The sequence below is a fragment of the Bacillus sp. FSL K6-1006 genome, from assembly GCF_038593175.1.
Taxonomy (GTDB): Bacteria; Bacillota; Bacilli; order Bacillales; family Bacillaceae; genus Bacillus; species Bacillus safensis.
In genome coordinates this window covers 2,611,391-2,628,796 of the sequence record NZ_CP151970.1, presented here as the reverse complement: position 1 = coordinate 2,628,796, position 17,406 = coordinate 2,611,391, and the positions used below count along the sequence as shown (strand labels likewise).

General features: G+C 42.6%; 18 protein-coding genes and 1 other annotated feature. Of the genes, 14 read left to right on the top strand and 4 right to left on the bottom strand.

What is annotated here, in order from left to right; all coding sequences use genetic code 11:
- Positions 1–59: 59 nt before the first annotated feature.
- Entirely contained in the window at positions 60–980 is a 921-nt protein-coding gene (locus tag NSS65_RS13700) for a methyl-accepting chemotaxis protein (protein WP_149126396.1), read from the top strand.
- Between the two features lie 53 nt (positions 981–1,033).
- On the opposite strand, the gene NSS65_RS13695 is transcribed toward NSS65_RS13700, so the two are convergent.
- Positions 1,034–1,813 carry an HAD family hydrolase gene (locus tag NSS65_RS13695; protein WP_034624190.1) on the bottom strand — a complete coding sequence of 260 codons (780 nt, stop codon included), beginning with the start codon at positions 1,811–1,813 and terminating at the stop codon, positions 1,034–1,036.
- 176 nt (positions 1,814–1,989) lie between these two features.
- On the opposite strand from NSS65_RS13695, the gene NSS65_RS13690 reads away from it, so the two are divergent.
- The 8 genes from NSS65_RS13690 to NSS65_RS13655 all read left to right on the top strand — a co-directional run bounded on the left by NSS65_RS13690 (position 1,990) and on the right by NSS65_RS13655 (position 7,564).
- Positions 1,990–3,747 carry a sensor histidine kinase gene (locus tag NSS65_RS13690; RefSeq protein WP_098677029.1) on the top strand — a complete coding sequence of 586 codons (1,758 nt, stop codon included), beginning with the start codon at positions 1,990–1,992 and terminating at the stop codon, positions 3,745–3,747.
- Entirely contained in the window at positions 3,744–4,481 is a 738-nt protein-coding gene (locus tag NSS65_RS13685) for a LytTR family transcriptional regulator DNA-binding domain-containing protein (RefSeq protein WP_061109453.1), read from the top strand. The genes NSS65_RS13690 and NSS65_RS13685 overlap by 4 nt, the downstream gene beginning before the upstream one ends.
- Before the next feature lie 137 nt (positions 4,482–4,618).
- Positions 4,619–5,062 (top strand): antiholin-like murein hydrolase modulator LrgA, encoded by a 444-nt coding sequence (gene lrgA, locus NSS65_RS13680; RefSeq protein WP_024425718.1) that lies wholly within the window; start codon positions 4,619–4,621, stop codon positions 5,060–5,062.
- 14 nt (positions 5,063–5,076) lie between these two features.
- Positions 5,077–5,772, top strand: coding sequence for an antiholin-like protein LrgB (lrgB, locus tag NSS65_RS13675; RefSeq protein WP_024425719.1), 696 nt, complete (start codon positions 5,077–5,079; stop codon positions 5,770–5,772).
- A 128-nt stretch (positions 5,773–5,900) separates the two neighbouring features.
- Positions 5,901–6,032: a sequence feature (ribosomal protein L20 leader region), on the top strand.
- A gap of 70 nt (positions 6,033–6,102) precedes the next feature.
- The gene (gene infC / locus NSS65_RS13670; RefSeq protein WP_024718649.1) at positions 6,103–6,618 is read left to right on the top strand and encodes a translation initiation factor IF-3; all 516 of its coding nucleotides are present in this window, start codon (positions 6,103–6,105) and stop codon (positions 6,616–6,618) included.
- A 24-nt stretch (positions 6,619–6,642) separates the two neighbouring features.
- On the top strand, positions 6,643–6,843 hold the full coding sequence (gene rpmI / locus NSS65_RS13665) for a 50S ribosomal protein L35 (protein ID WP_003216324.1): 201 nt from the start codon (positions 6,643–6,645) through the stop codon (positions 6,841–6,843).
- 31 nt (positions 6,844–6,874) lie between these two features.
- Complete coding sequence (rplT, locus tag NSS65_RS13660) at positions 6,875–7,234, top strand: 50S ribosomal protein L20 (RefSeq protein ID WP_007501659.1); 360 nt, start codon at positions 6,875–6,877, stop codon at positions 7,232–7,234.
- A 63-nt stretch (positions 7,235–7,297) separates the two neighbouring features.
- Positions 7,298–7,564: a DUF1294 domain-containing protein gene (locus tag NSS65_RS13655; RefSeq protein ID WP_070326349.1), complete on the top strand. Its 267-nt coding sequence runs from the start codon at positions 7,298–7,300 to the stop codon at positions 7,562–7,564.
- Positions 7,565–7,581: 17 nt separating this feature from the next.
- On the opposite strand, the gene NSS65_RS13650 is transcribed toward NSS65_RS13655, so the two are convergent.
- On the bottom strand, positions 7,582–7,986 hold the full coding sequence (locus NSS65_RS13650; protein WP_024426127.1) for a hypothetical protein: 405 nt from the start codon (positions 7,984–7,986) through the stop codon (positions 7,582–7,584).
- 179 nt (positions 7,987–8,165) lie between these two features.
- On the opposite strand from NSS65_RS13650, the gene NSS65_RS13645 reads away from it, so the two are divergent.
- Together NSS65_RS13645 and cstA are read left to right on the top strand one after the other, a co-directional pair.
- Positions 8,166–9,254 carry a M42 family metallopeptidase gene (locus tag NSS65_RS13645; protein WP_024425723.1) on the top strand — a complete coding sequence of 363 codons (1,089 nt, stop codon included), beginning with the start codon at positions 8,166–8,168 and terminating at the stop codon, positions 9,252–9,254.
- 345 nt (positions 9,255–9,599) lie between these two features.
- Positions 9,600–11,396, top strand: coding sequence for a carbon starvation protein CstA (gene cstA, locus NSS65_RS13640; RefSeq protein WP_061109452.1), 1,797 nt, complete (start codon positions 9,600–9,602; stop codon positions 11,394–11,396).
- A 42-nt stretch (positions 11,397–11,438) separates the two neighbouring features.
- Here the strand turns inward: cstA and sspI are convergent, their stop codons facing one another.
- A complete protein-coding gene (sspI, locus tag NSS65_RS13635; protein WP_024425725.1) occupies positions 11,439–11,660 on the bottom strand; it encodes a small acid-soluble spore protein SspI in 222 nt (73 codons plus the stop codon).
- 113 nt (positions 11,661–11,773) lie between these two features.
- On the opposite strand from sspI, the gene NSS65_RS13630 reads away from it, so the two are divergent.
- The 3 genes from NSS65_RS13630 to pheT all read left to right on the top strand — a co-directional run bounded on the left by NSS65_RS13630 (position 11,774) and on the right by pheT (position 16,363).
- On the top strand, positions 11,774–12,517 hold the full coding sequence (locus tag NSS65_RS13630) for an RNA methyltransferase (protein WP_046312017.1): 744 nt from the start codon (positions 11,774–11,776) through the stop codon (positions 12,515–12,517).
- 381 nt (positions 12,518–12,898) lie between these two features.
- Positions 12,899–13,933: a phenylalanine--tRNA ligase subunit alpha gene (gene pheS, locus NSS65_RS13625; protein ID WP_061109451.1), complete on the top strand. Its 1,035-nt coding sequence runs from the start codon at positions 12,899–12,901 to the stop codon at positions 13,931–13,933.
- 15 nt (positions 13,934–13,948) lie between these two features.
- Positions 13,949–16,363 (top strand): phenylalanine--tRNA ligase subunit beta, encoded by a 2,415-nt coding sequence (gene pheT / locus NSS65_RS13620; protein WP_326134848.1) that lies wholly within the window; start codon positions 13,949–13,951, stop codon positions 16,361–16,363.
- A gap of 38 nt (positions 16,364–16,401) precedes the next feature.
- Here pheT and rnhC read toward each other — a convergent pair whose 3' ends face one another.
- Entirely contained in the window at positions 16,402–17,325 is a 924-nt protein-coding gene (gene rnhC, locus NSS65_RS13615; RefSeq protein WP_326134847.1) for a ribonuclease HIII, read from the bottom strand.
- Between the last annotated feature and the right edge of the window lie 81 nt (positions 17,326–17,406).

Sequence of the window (17,406 nt, the reverse complement as noted above, 5' to 3'; positions counted from 1 at the left end):
TACAAAAGTAAGGGTAAGTATGTACTATTGGTTCGAGACAAATTGGGGGAATGAAAGCGATGATGCAAACAACAAACAATTTTTCGTCACATGTATTGGAGCAATCAGCTGTTCTTCGTGCATTAGAGCACTCGCTGGCAATGATTGAATTTAATGTGACAGGTGAAGTTCTATGGGTGAACGATATTTTTGCAAAAGCCATGGGATATTCTAAAGAAGAGATGATCGGTCTTAAACATAGACAGTTCTGTCCTCCACATATTATAGAACACACGAGCTATCACATGTTTTGGAAGCGTTTGAGAGAAGGTCAAGTCTTTCAGGAAAAAGTGCAGCGGATCACAAAAAATGGCAGCAGCTTATGGCTTGAAGCAACATATTCACCTGTTCAAGATGAAGAAGGAACTGTAGTGGGTGTTGTGAAAGTGGCAACAGATATTACGAAGAGAGAACATACAATGAAGCAAGTCGTAGAAGACCTAAAGGAGATGTCTGCGAAATTAATGGAACGAGCAGAAGTTGGCATTCAGCATAGTCAAAGTGTCAATGCCTCCTTTGATCATATAGCAAACGAAACCGATCAAAATATGAGCTTGTTAAAAGGATTAACGGAGCAGGTAGAGTCCATCAGCTCCATTGCGGCAACCATCAACAGCATTTCTTCACAAACCCAGCTGCTCGCCTTAAATGCAGCAATAGAAGCGGCACATGCGGGTTCCTATGGAAATGGCTTTAGTGTAGTGGCAGCAGAGATTCGAAAGCTTGCGACAAATTCAAAAGAAGCGATCGTCAAGGTAGATCAATATGTGAAGGCGATCCATGCAGAAGTAGAGAAAGTCAGCAGCGGCACAAGCCGGGCAAAGACAACCGTGTTTACAAACCGGGATCTTGTAAAGCAGGCAAGTGAGGAATTCATCGTTGTAGGAGAAGCAGCACGCGGCTTAGACCGGCAAGCGCAAAGTCTAGCGGCAATCATATAGCTCTAAAAATACAAAAACACCCAATCTCGTCAGGAGAAGGGTGTTTTTTTGTTCTATTTTAATATATCAAACAATTCATGTAAGTCTTTGATTTCATAATCAGGCGTCACATCTGTTTCATTTTTCTTGCCATGGCGATTGATCCAAACGGTTTGGATACCAACGCGAGATGCACCGAGAATATCTGTTTTCGGATTATCTCCAACCATGATCACTTCGTCTTTTGTTAAGTTTAACAGCTGAAGGCAATGCTCAAAGATACCAGGATCGGGTTTGCCTTTTCCGTAATCTCCTGAAATCACAATTTCGTTAAAATAAGGGGCAAGCTCAGGAACACCTGCCAGTTTTTCCTTTTGAAGGCTAGGATCTCCGTTTGTTAAAAGGAGCAATTCGTAGCTGCCTTTCAGGCGGTTTAAAACAGGGTATGTTTCTTCATAGACATATGGGCGTTTTCTGCGTTCTGCTGCAAAGAAATCAGCCAAATATTGTCCAAATGCCTCATCGTCAATTCCCGCTGTCTTTAAGCCGTTGGTCCAAGCGTTTTTACGATACTCTGGTGCAAGGGCGTTCAGCTTTTGAAAGCCTTCGCTAATCGGCTCACTAAAATTGGACCACAGTCCTTCGAAAGGATTAATGCCGATCATGACAGTATAATCATATGTTTCATAGGAAGAGTACAGCTTTCTAGCTTCTTCACGTACAATCTGTTCAAACGATTCTGGATCAAGTCCATATTTCTTTTCCGCTTCCCGGCAAGTTTCCTGAAAAGTTGTGTGAATGCTTTTTTCGTCCCAAAGCAAAGTATCATCTAAATCGAAAAATACGGCTTTCATGATCTTCTCCCTTGTTATGTATGTGTTACCTTCAATTGCAAGTGTCAGGCTCATGTTCATTTTACAATAGAAGAAGGGGGCGATAAAGAAAAGATTTGAGAGATCTTTGATCATTGACCGCACATGATAGAATAGAAAGACAGTAGATATGACATACATCATTCGAGGTGGCCGGTTTGCTTCATTTAATTATTATGATGATTGAGCGTGTGGGGATCATCGTTATTTTAGGATTTGTGCTTGCTCATGTGAAGGGCTTTCGCAATCTATTGCTACATAATCAAGGGTTTCGGAAAAAGGCAATTCTTGTCTTCATTTTTGCTTCTTTTAGTATTATCAGCAATTACACAGGAATTGAAATTCAGCAGCAAATTGTCATGAATCATGAGTTTTCTTATCACCTTGGCTCGTCAAGCTCTATCGCCAATACGAGAATTATGGGGATCGAAATGGGTGGTTTAATCGGGGGGCCGTTTGTAGGGATTGGCGCAGGGCTTTTAGCTGGAGTTCATCGCTATTCCTTAGGAGGAAGCACCGCGCTCAGCTGTGCGATTTCTTCCATTTTAGCGGGTGTCATTGCAGGCTATGTCGGCAGCAGGTTTAAGCGGAGGAATCGAATGGTGACACCTCGCCAAGCAGCTCTTTTTGGTGTGGCGATGGAATCATTGCAGATGATCATTATCCTTCTGTTTGCAAGGCCATTTGCGGATGCATGGGGGCTTGTCAGTATCATCGCCCTGCCGATGGTCTTTGTGAATGGAATCGGCAGCTTTATCTTTTTATCTATTTTACAGTCAGTCATTCGGCAAGAAGAGCAGGCAAAGGCGATGCAGACACATCGTGTATTTTCGATCGCCGATCAAACACTGCCTTTTTTCCGCCAAGGGTTAAATGAACAGTCATGTAAAAGTGTGGCGGAGATCATTCATCGGTTGACTGAAACAGATGCAGTCTCCTTAACAGACACAGAAAAGATTTTAGCGCATGTCGGAGATGGAACAGATCATCATATTCCATCTAAGAGCCTGATTACAGGGCTGTCCAAACAAGTCTTGATGAGCGGCAAAATTATGAAGGCACATTCGAAGGGCGAGATCAATTGTTCAGTTGCCCATTGCCCTCTTGAAGCGGCAATCGTGCTGCCGCTCACTTCTAACGGTCAAACGATTGGAACGTTAAAAATGTATTTCAATTCTCCGGTCGGATTAAGCAGGGTGGAAGAGGAGCTTGCAGAAGGTTTGGCGATGCTGTTTTCCACACAGCTTGAGCTGGGGGAGGCGGAAACTCAAAGCCGCCTCTTAAAAGATGCAGAGATCAAAGCACTTCAAGCACAAGTGAACCCGCACTTTTTATTTAACGCTATTAATACCATCTCTGTTTTATGCAGAACCAATGTGGAGATGGCAAGGAAGCTGCTGCTTCAGCTAAGTATTTATTTCCGTTCAAATATGCAAGGCGCCCGCCAGCTGCTGATTCCAATGCAGAAGGAGATTCAGCATGTGGAGGCATATTTATCACTCGAACAAGCAAGGTTTCCAAATAGATACCATGTGACCTTTCAAATCGAAAAGGAGCTGGAGCAGGTGATGATTCCGCCCTTTGTGCTTCAGGTGCTTGTTGAAAACGCAGTGAGACATGCTTTTCCTAAACATCAAAAGAATTGTGAAGTCATCGTATCTGCTTTGATGAAAGATGGGCATGTTTATATGAAAGTGACAGATAATGGACAAGGGATCGATGATGACAAGATGGCTCAGCTATTAAAAGCGCCTGTCGAATCACTAGAAGGAACAGGGACAGCCCTTTTTAATTTAGATCAGCGGTTAAGAGGGATTTTTGGCAGACAAGCCGCTTTATCCATTCATAGTGACAAAGGCACTGACATCTCATTTCGCATTCCGATGGACTATGTAAAAAAGGATGATTCTCGTTGATGAAAGTATTAATCGTAGATGATGAAGTGTTAGCAAGAGATGAATTAAAATACTTATTACGAAGAACGAAAGAGGATGTTCAAATACAGGAAGCAGAAAATATAGAATCTGCTTTTGACCGGATGGTCGATCATAAGCCGGATCTGCTCTTTTTAGACATTGATTTATCTGGTGAGAACGGATTTGATATTGCCAAAAGGCTCAACCGGATGTCTGATCCGCCAGCGGTTGTATTTGCGACAGCCTTTGATCAATATGCGCTGAAGGCGTTTGAGGTAAGTGCCCTTGATTACTTAACAAAACCATTTGATGAAGAGCGGCTGCTCCAGACCATTCAAAAGTTTAAAAAGTGGAAATCTGTTGAGACGCAAGAGCACCAGCTGTCAGATGAGAAAGCGCCCCGCCAGCAAAAATTAGCCATCTCAGTCGATGACTCAATTGTGATCCTGCAAGTTGAAGAGATCATGTATGTTGGACTCAGCGAGGGGAAAAAGGTCGTGAAAACAAAGGATCACATGTATGAGGTCACAGAACCGCTTGTGGTCATAGAAAAGAAACTTCCTGAGGCTTACTTTATGAGGGTTCATCGCAGCTATATCGTGAATACCTCTCATATGAAAGAAGTACAGCCGTGGTTTAATTCGACGTATAATCTGCATATGACAGACGGGTCTATCATTCCTGTCAGCCGCACATATGCCAAAGAATTAAAGAAGTCACTCCTGCTAGAGTAGGAGGGCTTTTTTTGTTTGTATTTCAATACTCGTTTTTTGCATTTCAGTCATTGAATCCAGCGAGTTTTATTGTAAACGCTTCATTCGTTTATTTCATGCCTTATACTGAGGGCAGTCGAAGAAAGAGGTGAAGCGGCATGAGTGCCACGAAAGTATATGGATTTCTATCTCAAGCATTTATTTTTGCAACCGTAATGTTTGTTTCTAATCTCATTTCAATGTATTTACCGATTCCGATGCCCGCATCCGTCATTGGTTTGGTTCTATTATTTGTTTTGTTAACAACGAAAATCGTTAAACTGGAGCAGGTGGAGCAATTAGGAACATCATTGACAGGACTCATTAGCTTTCTATTTGTTCCCTCTGGAATCTCAGTCATTCAATCACTAGGTGTCATGCAAGAAGTAGGTGTGCAAGTAGTCGGCGTCATTATCATTGCAACCATTATGTTACTTGCAGCGACAGGGCTGTTTTCGCAGCTTCTCATGCAATTATCAGAAAGACCGCAGAAACGTAAAGAGACAAAGGAGAGTAAATCTGCTCCTTCTCATTCAAATAAACCAGCTTCAAGTACGCATTAAAGGAGAGATGCAAAATGGGTACAAGTACAATGAGTCCTTATTTTGGCATTGTCGTCTCATTAGTCGCCTTTGGGATAGGGACATTCTTATTTAAAAAATCAAAAGGTTTCTTCTTGTTCACCCCGCTGTTTGTGGCGATGGTACTGGGCATTTTATTTTTGAAAGTTGGCGGTTTTTCCTACGCAGATTATAATGAGGGCGGCAAGATTATCAAATTTTTCTTAGAGCCTGCCACGATTGCTTTCGCTATCCCGCTTTATAAGCAGAGAGCCTTGCTTAAAAAATATTGGTGGCAAATTTTATCCGCTATTTTTGTAGGTTCACTTTGTTCCATTACGATCGTATATCTCGTAGCGAAAGGGATTCATTTAGATGCGGCTGTGATGAAAAGCATGCTTCCACAAGCAGCGACAACAGCGATTGCTCTTCCGATTGCAAAGGATATTGGCGGAATCGCAGATATCACAGCCTTTGCGGTCATATTTAACGCAGTCATTGTCTATGCACTAGGTGCCTTCTTCTTAAAATTATTTCGCATTAAAAACCCAGTGGCAAAAGGTCTTGCACTTGGTACATCAGGACATGCGCTTGGGGTTTCTGTTGGAATTGAGATGGGAGAAGTAGAAGCAGCGATGGCAAGTATCGCCGTTGTGGTCGTAGGAGTTGTGACCGTTATCGTCATCCCAATCTTTATGCAGTTGATTCTTTGATGGCGTCATTGTGTGAAAAAGTCTTGCCCAATTCGTCTCATCATGTTAAACTGAAAAAGTTGTTTCAAGAGTTCGGTTACTTGACGGACGAATGAAAATTGTGTAGAATAATTAACGAATTGAATAGATATCACAAGCAGAAGCACCCGCTTCTCACCTGATTGACACATGTTTGTAGTTGACAGGTTGACCGTACATTTATTTTTTCATGCAAATGTTCGCAGTGTGGGTGTTTTATATGCCCACACTTTTTGTTTGCCTGTAAAACATACAACGAAATGGTCAAATGAATTGTGAACTCAATTCAAAATCTCATGGAGGTGGCTCACTATTAGCAAAGATCAATTAGTTAATGAAGGTATTCGTGCGCGTGAAGTTCGTTTGATCGGACAAAATGGCGATCAGCTTGGGATTAAAACCCGCCAGGAAGCTCTGGAAATTGCTACGAAAGCCAATCTTGACCTTGTGTTAGTTGCTGCAAATGCAAAACCACCTGTTTGCCGAATCATGGACTATGGTAAGTTCCGATTCGAACAGCAGAAGAAGGAAAAAGAGGCACGTAAGAATCAAAAAATCATTAGCTTAAAAGAAGTTCGGTTGAGCCCGACAATCGATGAACATGATTTTAACACGAAGCTCCGTAATGCTATCAAATTCCTTGAAAAGGGAGATAAAGTGAAAGCTTCTATCCGCTTTAAAGGCCGTGCGATTACGCATAAAGAAATCGGACAGCGCGTGTTAGACCGTTTCTCTGAAGCTTGCGCTGAAGTAGCAACAGTAGAAACAAAACCTAAGATGGACGGACGCAGCATGTTCCTCATGCTTGCACCAAAAGTCGAAAAGTAAAGTAACAGAGGGAGGAAACATCCAATGCCAAAAATGAAAACTCACCGCGGATCTGCTAAACGTTTCAAAAAAACAGGTTCTGGTAAACTTAAACGTTCTCATGCGTACACAAGTCACTTGTTCGCTAACAAATCTACAAAGCAAAAACGTAAATTGCGTAAGAGTGCAATCGTAAGTGCTGGAGATTTCAAACGTATCAAACAACAACTAGCAAACATTAAGTAATTTGGAATAGGAATCATAGGAGGGAATTACAATGCCAAGAGTAAAAGGCGGAACTGTGTCGCGTCAGCGTCGTAAAAAGGTTCTTAAATTAGCAAAAGGTTATTTCGGTTCAAAACATAGATTATACAAAGTAGCAAACCAACAGGTGATGAAATCTGGAAACTACGCTTTCCGTGACCGTCGTCAGAAAAAACGTGACTTCCGTAAACTATGGATCACTCGTATCAACGCTGCAGCTCGTATGAACGGTCTTTCTTACAGCCGTTTAATGCATGGCTTAAAGCTTTCTGGTATCGAAGTAAACCGCAAAATGCTTGCTGACCTTGCTGTGAATGACCTAAATGCATTCAATCAGCTTGCTGATGCTGCAAAAGCACAACTAGACAAGTAAGTTCTATAAAAGATCATTCCTTCGAGGGGTGATCTTTTTTTCTCATCATGTGAGGTGAAATGAATGAATATGGCTTTGATCCTGCTGCTTATTTTGGTGAATGGCTATGGCTTTTTTCTCATGGGTGAAGACAAACGCCGGGCCAAAGCACATAAATGGAGAATTTCAGAGGCGCATTTATGGAGTGCTGCGATTCTTTTTGGCGCTGCCGGGTCGTATCTAGGAATGCAGTATTTCCGGCATAAAACAAAGCATCCTGCCTTTCAAATCGGCATGCCTTTATTAATTATTTTGCAGTTGATCCTATTGGGATATATCCAAGTTATTTGAAAAAGGAGCAGACGCCATTAGGACGGCGTGTCTGCTCCTTTTTTTTGTTTGATTTTTTTTATGGGCTGATCCCAATCAATTTTTGTTTGAGGATAACGCTCGATAATGTTTTCCTCCAGTTTTTCAAAGTCTTCTAATGTAAATTCACTCAGCTTCTCAGGTGACTCCGTCCAAACGTAAATGGAGTGGACAAACAGAGGATGATCCTTAGAAGGAACATGCTTCTCCCCTTCAAACAAGACACCTTTATAGACGAAATTAAAATTTTTGCGCGCATTTTGCTGTTCGTCCATAAAATAAAAGCCTTCTTTTAATTGTGCTTGTTTCAGCTTTCTTCTCGGATTTGAGAAGAATTTTACCGCCATGTAGAAGATGTAGACAAGCAGTGCAACAAGAGCTAGTCTCATGAGGATTACAAACATGACAGGATGCACCTCCAATACCGTTATCTGATGTACTACGAATGAAAACGCCAAAAGGTTTCAACTTTTTTTAAAAAAATATTTCGTAAAACGAAAAAATATTCATAAAAAGATCGTATTGAACGAAAGAGGTTTTGTATAATAAGAATGCACCATGAAGATAAAGGAGGATAAATGGAATGACAAAGCTCGATCAAACATTAACTATGCTCAAAGACCTAACGGATGCAAAAGGGATTCCAGGAAATGAACGTGATGTCAAAAAAGTCATGCAGACATACATAGAATCATATGCAGATGAAGTCTCTACAGACCGCCTTGGCAGCTTGATCGCTAAAAAGGAAGGAAACGCTAACGGACCTAAAATTATGCTCGCTGGTCACTTAGATGAAGTAGGATTCATGGTGACAAAAATTGATGACAAAGGCTACATTCGTTTTCAAACAGTCGGCGGCTGGTGGTCACAGGTCATGCTCGCCCAGCGTGTCACCATTGTGACGAAAAAGGGAGAGATCACAGGGGTAATTGGTTCAAAGCCACCACACGTCTTGTCACCTGAAGCTCGTAAAAAGTCAATTGAGATTACGGATATGTTTATTGATATTGGGGCGTCAAGCAAAGAACAGGCAATGGAGTGGGGCGTGCTGCCTGGAGATCAAATCGTTCCTTACTTTGAGTTTACAGTCATGAATGATGAAAAAATGCTCCTTGCAAAAGCATGGGACAACCGCATTGGCTGTGCAGTCGCCATTGATGTCATGAAAAATTTGCACAATGCTCAGCATGAGAATATTGCTTACAGCGTCGCAACTGTCCAAGAGGAAGTAGGCCTGCGCGGAGCTAAAACAGCAGCGGCTACGATTCAGCCCGATATTGGATTTGCCATTGATGTAGGTGTAGCAGGAGATACACCGGGCATCACTGAGAAAGAAGCAACTAGCAAACTTGGCAAAGGCCCAACGATTGTTGTATTTGATGCTTCAATGGTCTCTCATAAAGGGCTTCGTGATTTTGTTGTCCAAACAGCTGATGAACTGAACATTCCTTATCAATATGACTCAATGCCTGGCGGCGGGACAGATGCTGGCGGTATTCATTTAACAGGCCATGGTGTTCCATCACTATCTATCGGAATTCCGAGCAGATATATTCATACCCATGCCGCAATGATTCACCGAGATGATTATGAAAATGCAGTGAAGCTTTTAACAGAAGTGATCAAAAGACTTGATCAAAAAACCGTTGAACAGATTACGTACGGTTCTTAAGTAAGAAAGCCTTTCCTCAGTACAGGGGAAAGGCTTTTTTATTGAATTTCCCAGGAAATGAACGGTGTGTTCAAAGTGAGTCAAAAGAACTATTTTCAGTAAAAGAGGAGAATGTTTCCTAGTGAATAAGGCACATGTGATCGAGCGTTTATTTTTGTAAGATGAAAGCAATAAAAAGGACAGAGCCATAGAATGCCCTGTCAAAAGAGAGTTTATGGAAGTAGGTGAAGCTACCTTAAGAATAAACATATTATTCTTATTTGTCAACTTGGTTTTAAAAGAAAGAAAAATCAATCAATTTATGTTATATTTGTAACAAATTGTTTATACAAAGGGGATGGTTAAATGAATGCGGTTACAATTGTAATAGGATCTATGTGTATTTTAGCGATTGCCTATCGTCTTTATGGCACATTTATGATGGTCAAGGTATTAAAGGTCACAGATGATCATCCTACACCGGCTCACACACTAGAGGACGGGAAAGATTATGTGCCGACAAATAAATGGGTCACATTTGGGCATCACTTTGCTGCCATTGCAGCTGCTGGTCCGTTAGTGGGTCCGATTTTAGCCGCTCAATTTGGGTATTTACCTGGTCTCCTTTGGCTTTTAATTGGAGCAGTCATAGGCGGAGCTGTACATGATCTAGTCGTCTTATTTGCATCGATGCGAAAAAAGGGGAAATCATTATCAGAGGTAGCGAAGGAAGAGCTGGGACCTGTTGCCGGGTTTTGTACAGGGCTTGCGATGCTGTTTATTATTACAATCACAATGGCAGGTTTGTCTATGGTTGTGCTTCATGCTTTAGAACGTAACCCTTGGGGGACATTTGCAGTTGGAATCACGATTCCGATTGCGATGGGGGTTGGTCTGTATTATAAAAAAACAGGCAATTTAAAGCTGGCGACATCTGCGGGATTTATTTTGCTGATGTTTGGGGTATTCCTTGGTCCAAATATTCAAGGAACGGCACTAGGTGATTTTTTAACACTTGATACAAAAACGCTTGCTCTTGCCCTGCCGATCTATGCCTTTTTTGCTGCGGCTCTGCCAGTTTGGCTGCTGCTTGCACCGAGGGACTATTTAAGTAGTTTTATGAAAATTGGTGTATTCATTGCGCTGATTGCTGGTATCTTTGTCGTGAATCCGTCCATTCAATTCCCCGCGTTTACAGAGTTTGTGAATGGAGGAGGACCTGTATTAGCTGGTCCTGTCTGGCCATTTATTTCGATTACCATTGCTTGCGGTGCCATTTCTGGTTTCCACGCATTTGTTGGGTCAGGGACAACACCTAAGATGCTGGACCGATGGAGTGATATGAAGCCTGTTGCGTTTGGCGCAATGCTTGTGGAATGCTTAGTTGGGATTATGGCTTTAATTGCGGCTACTGCTCTGCATCCAGGAGATTATTTTGCGATAAACAGTACACCAGAAGTGTTCCGCACACTCGGTATGAGTGTCGAAAACCTTCCTCAGCTGAGTAAGGAAATCGGCCTTGACTTAGAAGGAAGAACGGGTGGTGCCGTAACATTAGCGGTAGGGATGGCGTATATCTTTACGGGGATTCCGTTCTTTAGTCATTTGGCTTCTTACTTCTTCCAGTTCGTCATTATGTTTGAGGCTGTCTTTATTTTAACTGCTATTGATGCGGGAACACGTGTGGCACGCTATTTGATTCAAGACTTCTTAGGTGAAGCATATAAACCGCTTAAACGAACTGACTGGATACCTGGTTCGGTGTTTGCAAGTGCGCTTGCTTGTTTTATGTGGGGATACTTACTTTACTCAGGGGACATCGGGTCTATTTGGGCGCTGTTTGGGGTTTCAAATCAGTTAATGGCCTCGGTTGGGTTGATCATCGGGGCAACCGTTGTATTAAAAATTGCAGATAAAAGACGATATATGCTGACTTGTTTAATTCCGCTTGCTTACTTATATGTGACGGTGAATTATGCAGGCTATTGGATGGTAGCAAATGTATATCTCAATCCTGAAGCATCCGGTTACAGCGTGCTGAATGCGGTACTGTCGATCATCATGCTGATCTTAGGTTTTGTGATTATTGTGTTTGCGATAAAAAAATGGGTCGAAATCTGGCGTGATCCAGGGCTTCGAATGGAGACGCCTATCACTGGCTAAACGAAAAAGGCCGGCTTGCTTATATAAGCAAACCGGCTTCTTTTATTGCTGCTGCTGAGGCTTTAAGCCTTGCTCTAATGTTTCAAGGATCTCATTTTTCTCGTTTTCTGATGCTTCTTGCCATAGCACTTCGAACAACACGCCAAGGCCTGGCAGCATTTTTTCCTCGCCGCTTTGAATAGCATCTAAAATCGTATGTTCAAGCTGTTCTTGATTATGGCCAGTAATGTTTTGAATGACTGCGCCTCTTAAATTAAAATCCATTGCCCACACTCCTTTTTTGATGGTAATAGCCCTATTCTGTCTCAAAGACAGGTTTATTATGTAGTGTGCATGAGATATAATAAATTCATGATAATTAAAGGAGTTAACGTCGCTTGAAATATATAGAATCAGCTAAAAACACAAACATTAAACAGTGGAAGAAGCTCCATACGAAAAAAGAACGAACGAAAACGGGGCTGTTTCTCGTTGAGGGAATACATTTAGTCGAAGAAGCATTAAAGAGCGGGATCGTGAAGGAATTAATGGTCACCTCGCCCGATATGCTTCCTTCTCATATCCAGCCTGACATTGAGCTTTATGAACTGAGCGAAGAGGCCTTTTCTGCCATGACAGAAACGGAAACGCCTCAGCACATTGCCGCAGTCTGTACAGTTCCTGTTTTTGAAGAAAAGAAGGTTGAACGAATTCTTCTATTAGACGCAGTGCAGGACCCGGGGAATTTAGGCACACTCATTCGAACAGCAGATGCCGCTGGTCTTGATGCTGTGATCTTAGGAGAAGGAACAGTTGATGCGTTTAACGGAAAAACGCTCCGTTCGGCACAAGGGTCTCATTTTCACCTGCCTATCTTAAAGCAAACTCTTCAACAGGCGATCACCGAACTGAAAGAACGAGGCATACCTGTATACGGGAGTGCCTTAAAAGATGCGAAAGAGTATAGAAGCGTAACGGCAGAAGGTCCGTTTGCATTAATTGTTGGAAATGAGGGAGCAGGTATTGATCCAGCGATTCTGCAAATGACAGATCAAAATTTATATGTGCCAATGTATGGGCAGGCAGAATCATTAAATGTCGCTGTTGCAGCAGCTGTTCTTGTCTATCATTTGCGCGGATAGTGTTGCATCAAGTGCTCATTTTCACTATAATGAAACTAATATTTTAAAAACCATGATAGAGGAAGATTGTTTCAAGAAGCGGCCTTTTAGGGAGAATGCATCGTAGACTGAAAGTGCATTTAAGGAATGCTGAAACAGGAATTCACCTCTGGAGTTGTCACCGGGACCGCAGGCTTTGCTTTGCGTAAAGGTGAACCGGATTCGTTTGATTCCGTTATGTCAATGAAGCTTATTCGCACATGCATTTGTGCTTAACAAGGGTGGTACCGCGACCACAACTCGTCCCTTCTTTTATGGAGGAACGAGTTTTTTTATTGTCTTCAAACGATCAAACAGCCGTTTATCCGAGCGGTTTTGTATATCAAAAGGAGGATTACACTCATGCAAGAAACGTTAAAACAGCTTGAATCAGAGGCGATAGCGAAGGTTGAAGCAGCTAGCTCGCTCAAAGAGGTCAATGACATTCGTGTTCAATACTTAGGGAAAAAAGGACCGATTACAGAAGTACTTCGCGGAATGGGCAAGCTCTCCGCAGAAGAAAGACCGAAAATGGGTGCACTCGCAAACGAAGTAAGAGAGCAGATTGCTGGTGCCATTGCTGAAAAAAATGAACAGCTGGAAAAAGAAGAAGTGAAGAAAAAACTTGCGTCTCAAACGATCGATGTTACTTTACCGGCAAGTCCAATCAAAATGGGAGCAAGACATCCATTAACGATTGTTGTCGAAGATATTGAAGATTTATTTATTGGCATGGGCTATACCGTTGAGGAAGGTCCTGAGGTAGAAACGGATTATTATAACTTTGAAGCGCTGAATCTTCCAAAGGAGCATCCGGCACGTGATATGCAGGACAGCTTCTATATTACTGAAGATACACTGTTGAGAACACAAACATCACCAGTACAAGCACGTACACTTGAGAAATATAAAGGACAAGGTCCTGTGAAGATCATCTGTCCTGGAAAAGTATATAGACGTGACAGTGATGACGCGACTCATTCACATCAATTTATGCAAATTGAAGGGCTTGTCGTCGATCACAATATTAGCATGAGTGATTTAAAAGGAACACTGGAGACAGTCGCAAGAAAAATGTTTGGTGAAGATCGTGAAATTAGACTGCGTCCAAGCTTTTTCCCATTCACAGAACCATCTGTCGAAGTCGATGTGTCTTGCTTTAAATGCGGCGGGAAGGGCTGCTCTGTATGTAAAGGAACAGGCTGGATTGAGATTTTAGGTGCTGGAATGGTTCATCCGAATGTCCTGAAAATGAGCGGGTTTGATCCAGAGACTTACCAAGGCTTTGCTTTTGGAATGGGTGTGGAACGGATCGCGATGCTGAAATACGGCATTGATGATATTCGCCATTTCTACACAAACGACATTAGATTCACAAAGCAATTCAAGCAGGACTAAGAGGAGGAAATCAACATGTTTGTTTCATATAAATGGTTAGAAGACTATGTCGATTTAGAAGGCATCAAGCCGGCTGAATTAGCAGAAAAAATCACAAGAAGCGGAATTGAAGTGGAAGCCGTTGAATATAAAGGCGAAGGCATCAAAGGAGTTGTCGTTGGACACGTCATTGAACGTGAACAGCATCCGAATGCAGATAAATTAAACAAATGTCTTGTTGATATCGGCGAAGAAGCACCAGTGCAAATTATTTGCGGGGCTCCGAATGTGGAGAAAGGACAGTATGTGGCCGTCGCAACGGTGGGCGCAGTCCTTCCTGGCAACTTTAAAATTAAAAAAGCAAAACTGCGCGGTGAAGAGTCTCATGGCATGATTTGTTCTCTGCAAGAATTAGGCGTAGAGAGCAAGCTCGTACCAAAAGAATATGCAGAAGGCATCTTTGTTTTCCCGAACGACGTGAAACCAGGAGATGATGCCCTTCAAGCACTTCAATTAGATGATGCGGTGCTTGAGCTTGGCTTAACACCAAACCGTGCCGATGCCCTGAATATGCTAGGTGTCGCTTATGAGGTTGCGGCCATTTTAGGAAGAGACATCAAGCTTCCTGATACAGCACATGACACTTCTTCCGAAAAAGCAGCAGACTATATTTCTGTTAAAATTGAGGATCAAGAAGCGAATCCACTTTATGCAGCAAAGATCATTAAAAATGTAAAGGTTGGACCAGCACCGCTTTGGATGCAAACAAGGTTGATGAATGCAGGTATCCGTCCAATTAACAACGTCGTGGATATTACAAACTTTGTACTGCTTGAATACGGCCAGCCGCTTCATGCCTTTGATTATGACCGCTTTGGTTCAAAGCAGGTGGTCGTTCGTAAAGCGTCTGATAGCGAAATCATTCAAACACTGGATGAGCAAGAGCGTACATTGTCATCAAAGCATCTTGTCATCACGAATGGAACGAAAGCGCACGCGGTAGCAGGCGTCATGGGCGGCTTTGAATCAGAGGTACGGGATGAGACGACAACGATTCTTTTAGAAGCGGCATATTTCAACGGTCAAACAGTCCGTCAAGCATCTAGAGACTTAGGGCTTCGCAGTGAATCAAGCACACGATTTGAAAAAGGACTCGATCCGCAGCGTACGAAACCGGCAGCAGAAAGAGCAGCTCAATTGATCAGCTTGTATGCAGGCGGTGAAGTGCTAAGCGGTACAGTTGAGGAGAATCACCTTGAAGCAAGTATGAATGTCATCCACGTATCAACTGAGCGTGTGAACAAGGTGCTTGGAATGAGCATTTCAAAAGAAGATATGATTCAGATTTTCAACAAACTAGGCTTCACAGTGGGCGAATCAAATGATGTTCTTGTCGTAACGGTTCCTTCCCGCAGAATGGATATTACGATTGAAGAAGACCTCATTGAAGAAGTGGCAAGATTATATGGCTACGATAATATTCCATCTACACTGCCTGCAACAGCTGGCACCGTTGGCGGTCTCACGCCATACCAAGTGAAGCGCAGAAAGGTAAGACGTTTCTTAGAGGGGGCAGGACTTTCTCAAGCGATTACGTATTCATTGACGAATCAGCATAAGTCCACAGCTTTTGCACTGCATCCAGCCTATGAAACGAGACTTTCTCTGCCAATGAGTGAGGAACGCAGTGTGCTGAGACAAAGTCTTCTGCCAAACTTACTTGATTCTGTTGCATATAACTTGGCAAGACAAGCTGATTCATTTGGATTTTATGAAACGGGCTCTGTTTTCTTAGCAGAAGCTGAAGGGGCAAAACCAGTGGAAAAAGAACATGTCGCTGGTGCGCTGACAGGCTTATGGCATAAAAATCTTTGGCAGGGCGAGAAAAAAGCCGTCGATTTTTATGTAGCGAAAGGAATTGCTGAAGGACTGTTCGAAAAGCTTGGTGTGTCAGACCAAATCACTTATGTTCAAGCAGAGCGTGAGGGGCTTCACCCAGGGCGAACAGCAGATGTTCACTTAAATGGTCAAGTCATTGGCTTTGTTGCCGCACTGCATCCAGTCGTTGAAAAGGAATTGGATTTAAAAGAAACGTATGTCTTCGAGTTTGATTTAACAGATGTAATGACATCTGAAACGAAGGATATGAAATATACAGCGATCCCGAGATTCCCAGCCGTGACAAGAGATATCGCACTTGTTGTCGATCAGCATATCTCAAGCGGACAGCTGGAGCGTGTCATCTATGAAGCAGGCGGTCATCTACTCACAGACCTATCTGTATTTGATGTGTACGAAGGGGAACATATGGAAGAAGGCAAAAAATCTGTTGCATTCTCTCTTCAATATTTAAATCCTGAACAAACGTTGACCGAGGAAGAAGTCACAGCTGTTCACACAAAAGTTTTGAAAGCACTAGAAGATACGTATCAAGCCGTCTTACGCGGTTAAAGGAAAAAAAGCTAGGGCCTCATGGGCTCTAGCTTTTTTTATAGCATTTTTTTCGCTTTTTGTGTGTTGGCAAAATGCAGCTTTGTAAATTGACGTAAAGCATCTTCACCGTGCAGCTTGATGAGTTTGGCGGCGGCCTTGTCTACATGAGGACCGGCTCCTTTTGGGATGTCAAAGCCTGCAGCCTGTGATAATTTGTCCATTTCAATTAAAAAGGCGTACCTTGCGATAATGGAAGCTGCAGCGACTGACAAATGGATGCCTTCTGCTTTTGTACTAAAATATGTCCGCTCCCGGATGATTTTTTCCCCGGCAAGATGTTTGAAATAAATCCCTGGTGCTGCAAATTGGTCAATCAAAATGGCTTCAGGCTGCTGTCCGTCCAGTTTTTCTAGCACAGAGGTGATGACTTGGTTATGAAGCAGTGCCTTCATTTTTCCTTGACTCATGCCCTTTTCCTGCATCGTATTGTACTTTTCATTTCGGAGAACGAGAAGGCTGAACGGAATGGTTTTGATGAGATCCTTGGCAATGTTGATAATTTGCGGGTCCTTTAGCCCTTTTGAGTCTTTTACGCCAAGCTCTTTCATTAAAGCAAGCTGGCTGGCATCAACATAGGCCGCACAGACTGTGATCGGTCCGAAATAATCACCTGTACCTACTTCATCTGAACCGATGACCGACATGGAAGCAATGCCGGGCGGCGGACTGTATTTTGTAACAGCAGGTGATTTTTGACTTTTCGTATCAGCTGCTTGCAAGTGGCTGAATTGACTGGCTTCAGCTTCTGCCTTTTGTCCTTGAAACAATACTTTTCCAGATCGATAGGCTGTAATCGTACAGCCAGGGACTTTTGCTTGAAAGAGGGCGCCTGGCGGCAAATTGTCTGTTAAATGGTGCGCATACGCGCTCTTCATCTTTTTGAGGTCTTCTGATGTTGCTTTTAAAACGGATTGGGGCACAGTGGATAACTCCTTTTTACCTTGATATCATTGATTTCTAAAGTGTACCATAACAGGGAAGGGCTCGTCTTTCCATTCAAT

What these genes read in the sequence shown, in the direction of transcription:
- rpmI (WP_003216324.1), top strand. Translation starts at nt 6,643, where the DNA reads ATGCCAAAAATGAAAACTCACCGCGGATCTGCTAAACGTTTCAAAAAA.
- lrgB (WP_024425719.1), top strand. Translation starts at nt 5,077, where the DNA reads ATGGGTACAAGTACAATGAGTCCTTATTTTGGCATTGTCGTCTCATTA.
- NSS65_RS13645 (WP_024425723.1), top strand. Translation starts at nt 8,166, where the DNA reads ATGACAAAGCTCGATCAAACATTAACTATGCTCAAAGACCTAACGGAT.
- pheT (WP_326134848.1), top strand. Translation starts at nt 13,949, where the DNA reads ATGTTTGTTTCATATAAATGGTTAGAAGACTATGTCGATTTAGAAGGC.
- NSS65_RS13655 (WP_070326349.1), top strand. Translation starts at nt 7,298, where the DNA reads ATGAATATGGCTTTGATCCTGCTGCTTATTTTGGTGAATGGCTATGGC.
- pheS (WP_061109451.1), top strand. Translation starts at nt 12,899, where the DNA reads ATGCAAGAAACGTTAAAACAGCTTGAATCAGAGGCGATAGCGAAGGTT.
- NSS65_RS13700 (WP_149126396.1), top strand. Translation starts at nt 60, where the DNA reads ATGATGCAAACAACAAACAATTTTTCGTCACATGTATTGGAGCAATCA.
- cstA (WP_061109452.1), top strand. Translation starts at nt 9,600, where the DNA reads ATGAATGCGGTTACAATTGTAATAGGATCTATGTGTATTTTAGCGATT.
- rplT (WP_007501659.1), top strand. Translation starts at nt 6,875, where the DNA reads ATGCCAAGAGTAAAAGGCGGAACTGTGTCGCGTCAGCGTCGTAAAAAG.
- NSS65_RS13650 (WP_024426127.1), bottom strand. Translation starts at nt 7,986, where the DNA reads ATGTTTGTAATCCTCATGAGACTAGCTCTTGTTGCACTGCTTGTCTAC.
- NSS65_RS13695 (WP_034624190.1), bottom strand. Translation starts at nt 1,813, where the DNA reads ATGAAAGCCGTATTTTTCGATTTAGATGATACTTTGCTTTGGGACGAA.
- lrgA (WP_024425718.1), top strand. Translation starts at nt 4,619, where the DNA reads ATGAGTGCCACGAAAGTATATGGATTTCTATCTCAAGCATTTATTTTT.
- sspI (WP_024425725.1), bottom strand. Translation starts at nt 11,660, where the DNA reads ATGGATTTTAATTTAAGAGGCGCAGTCATTCAAAACATTACTGGCCAT.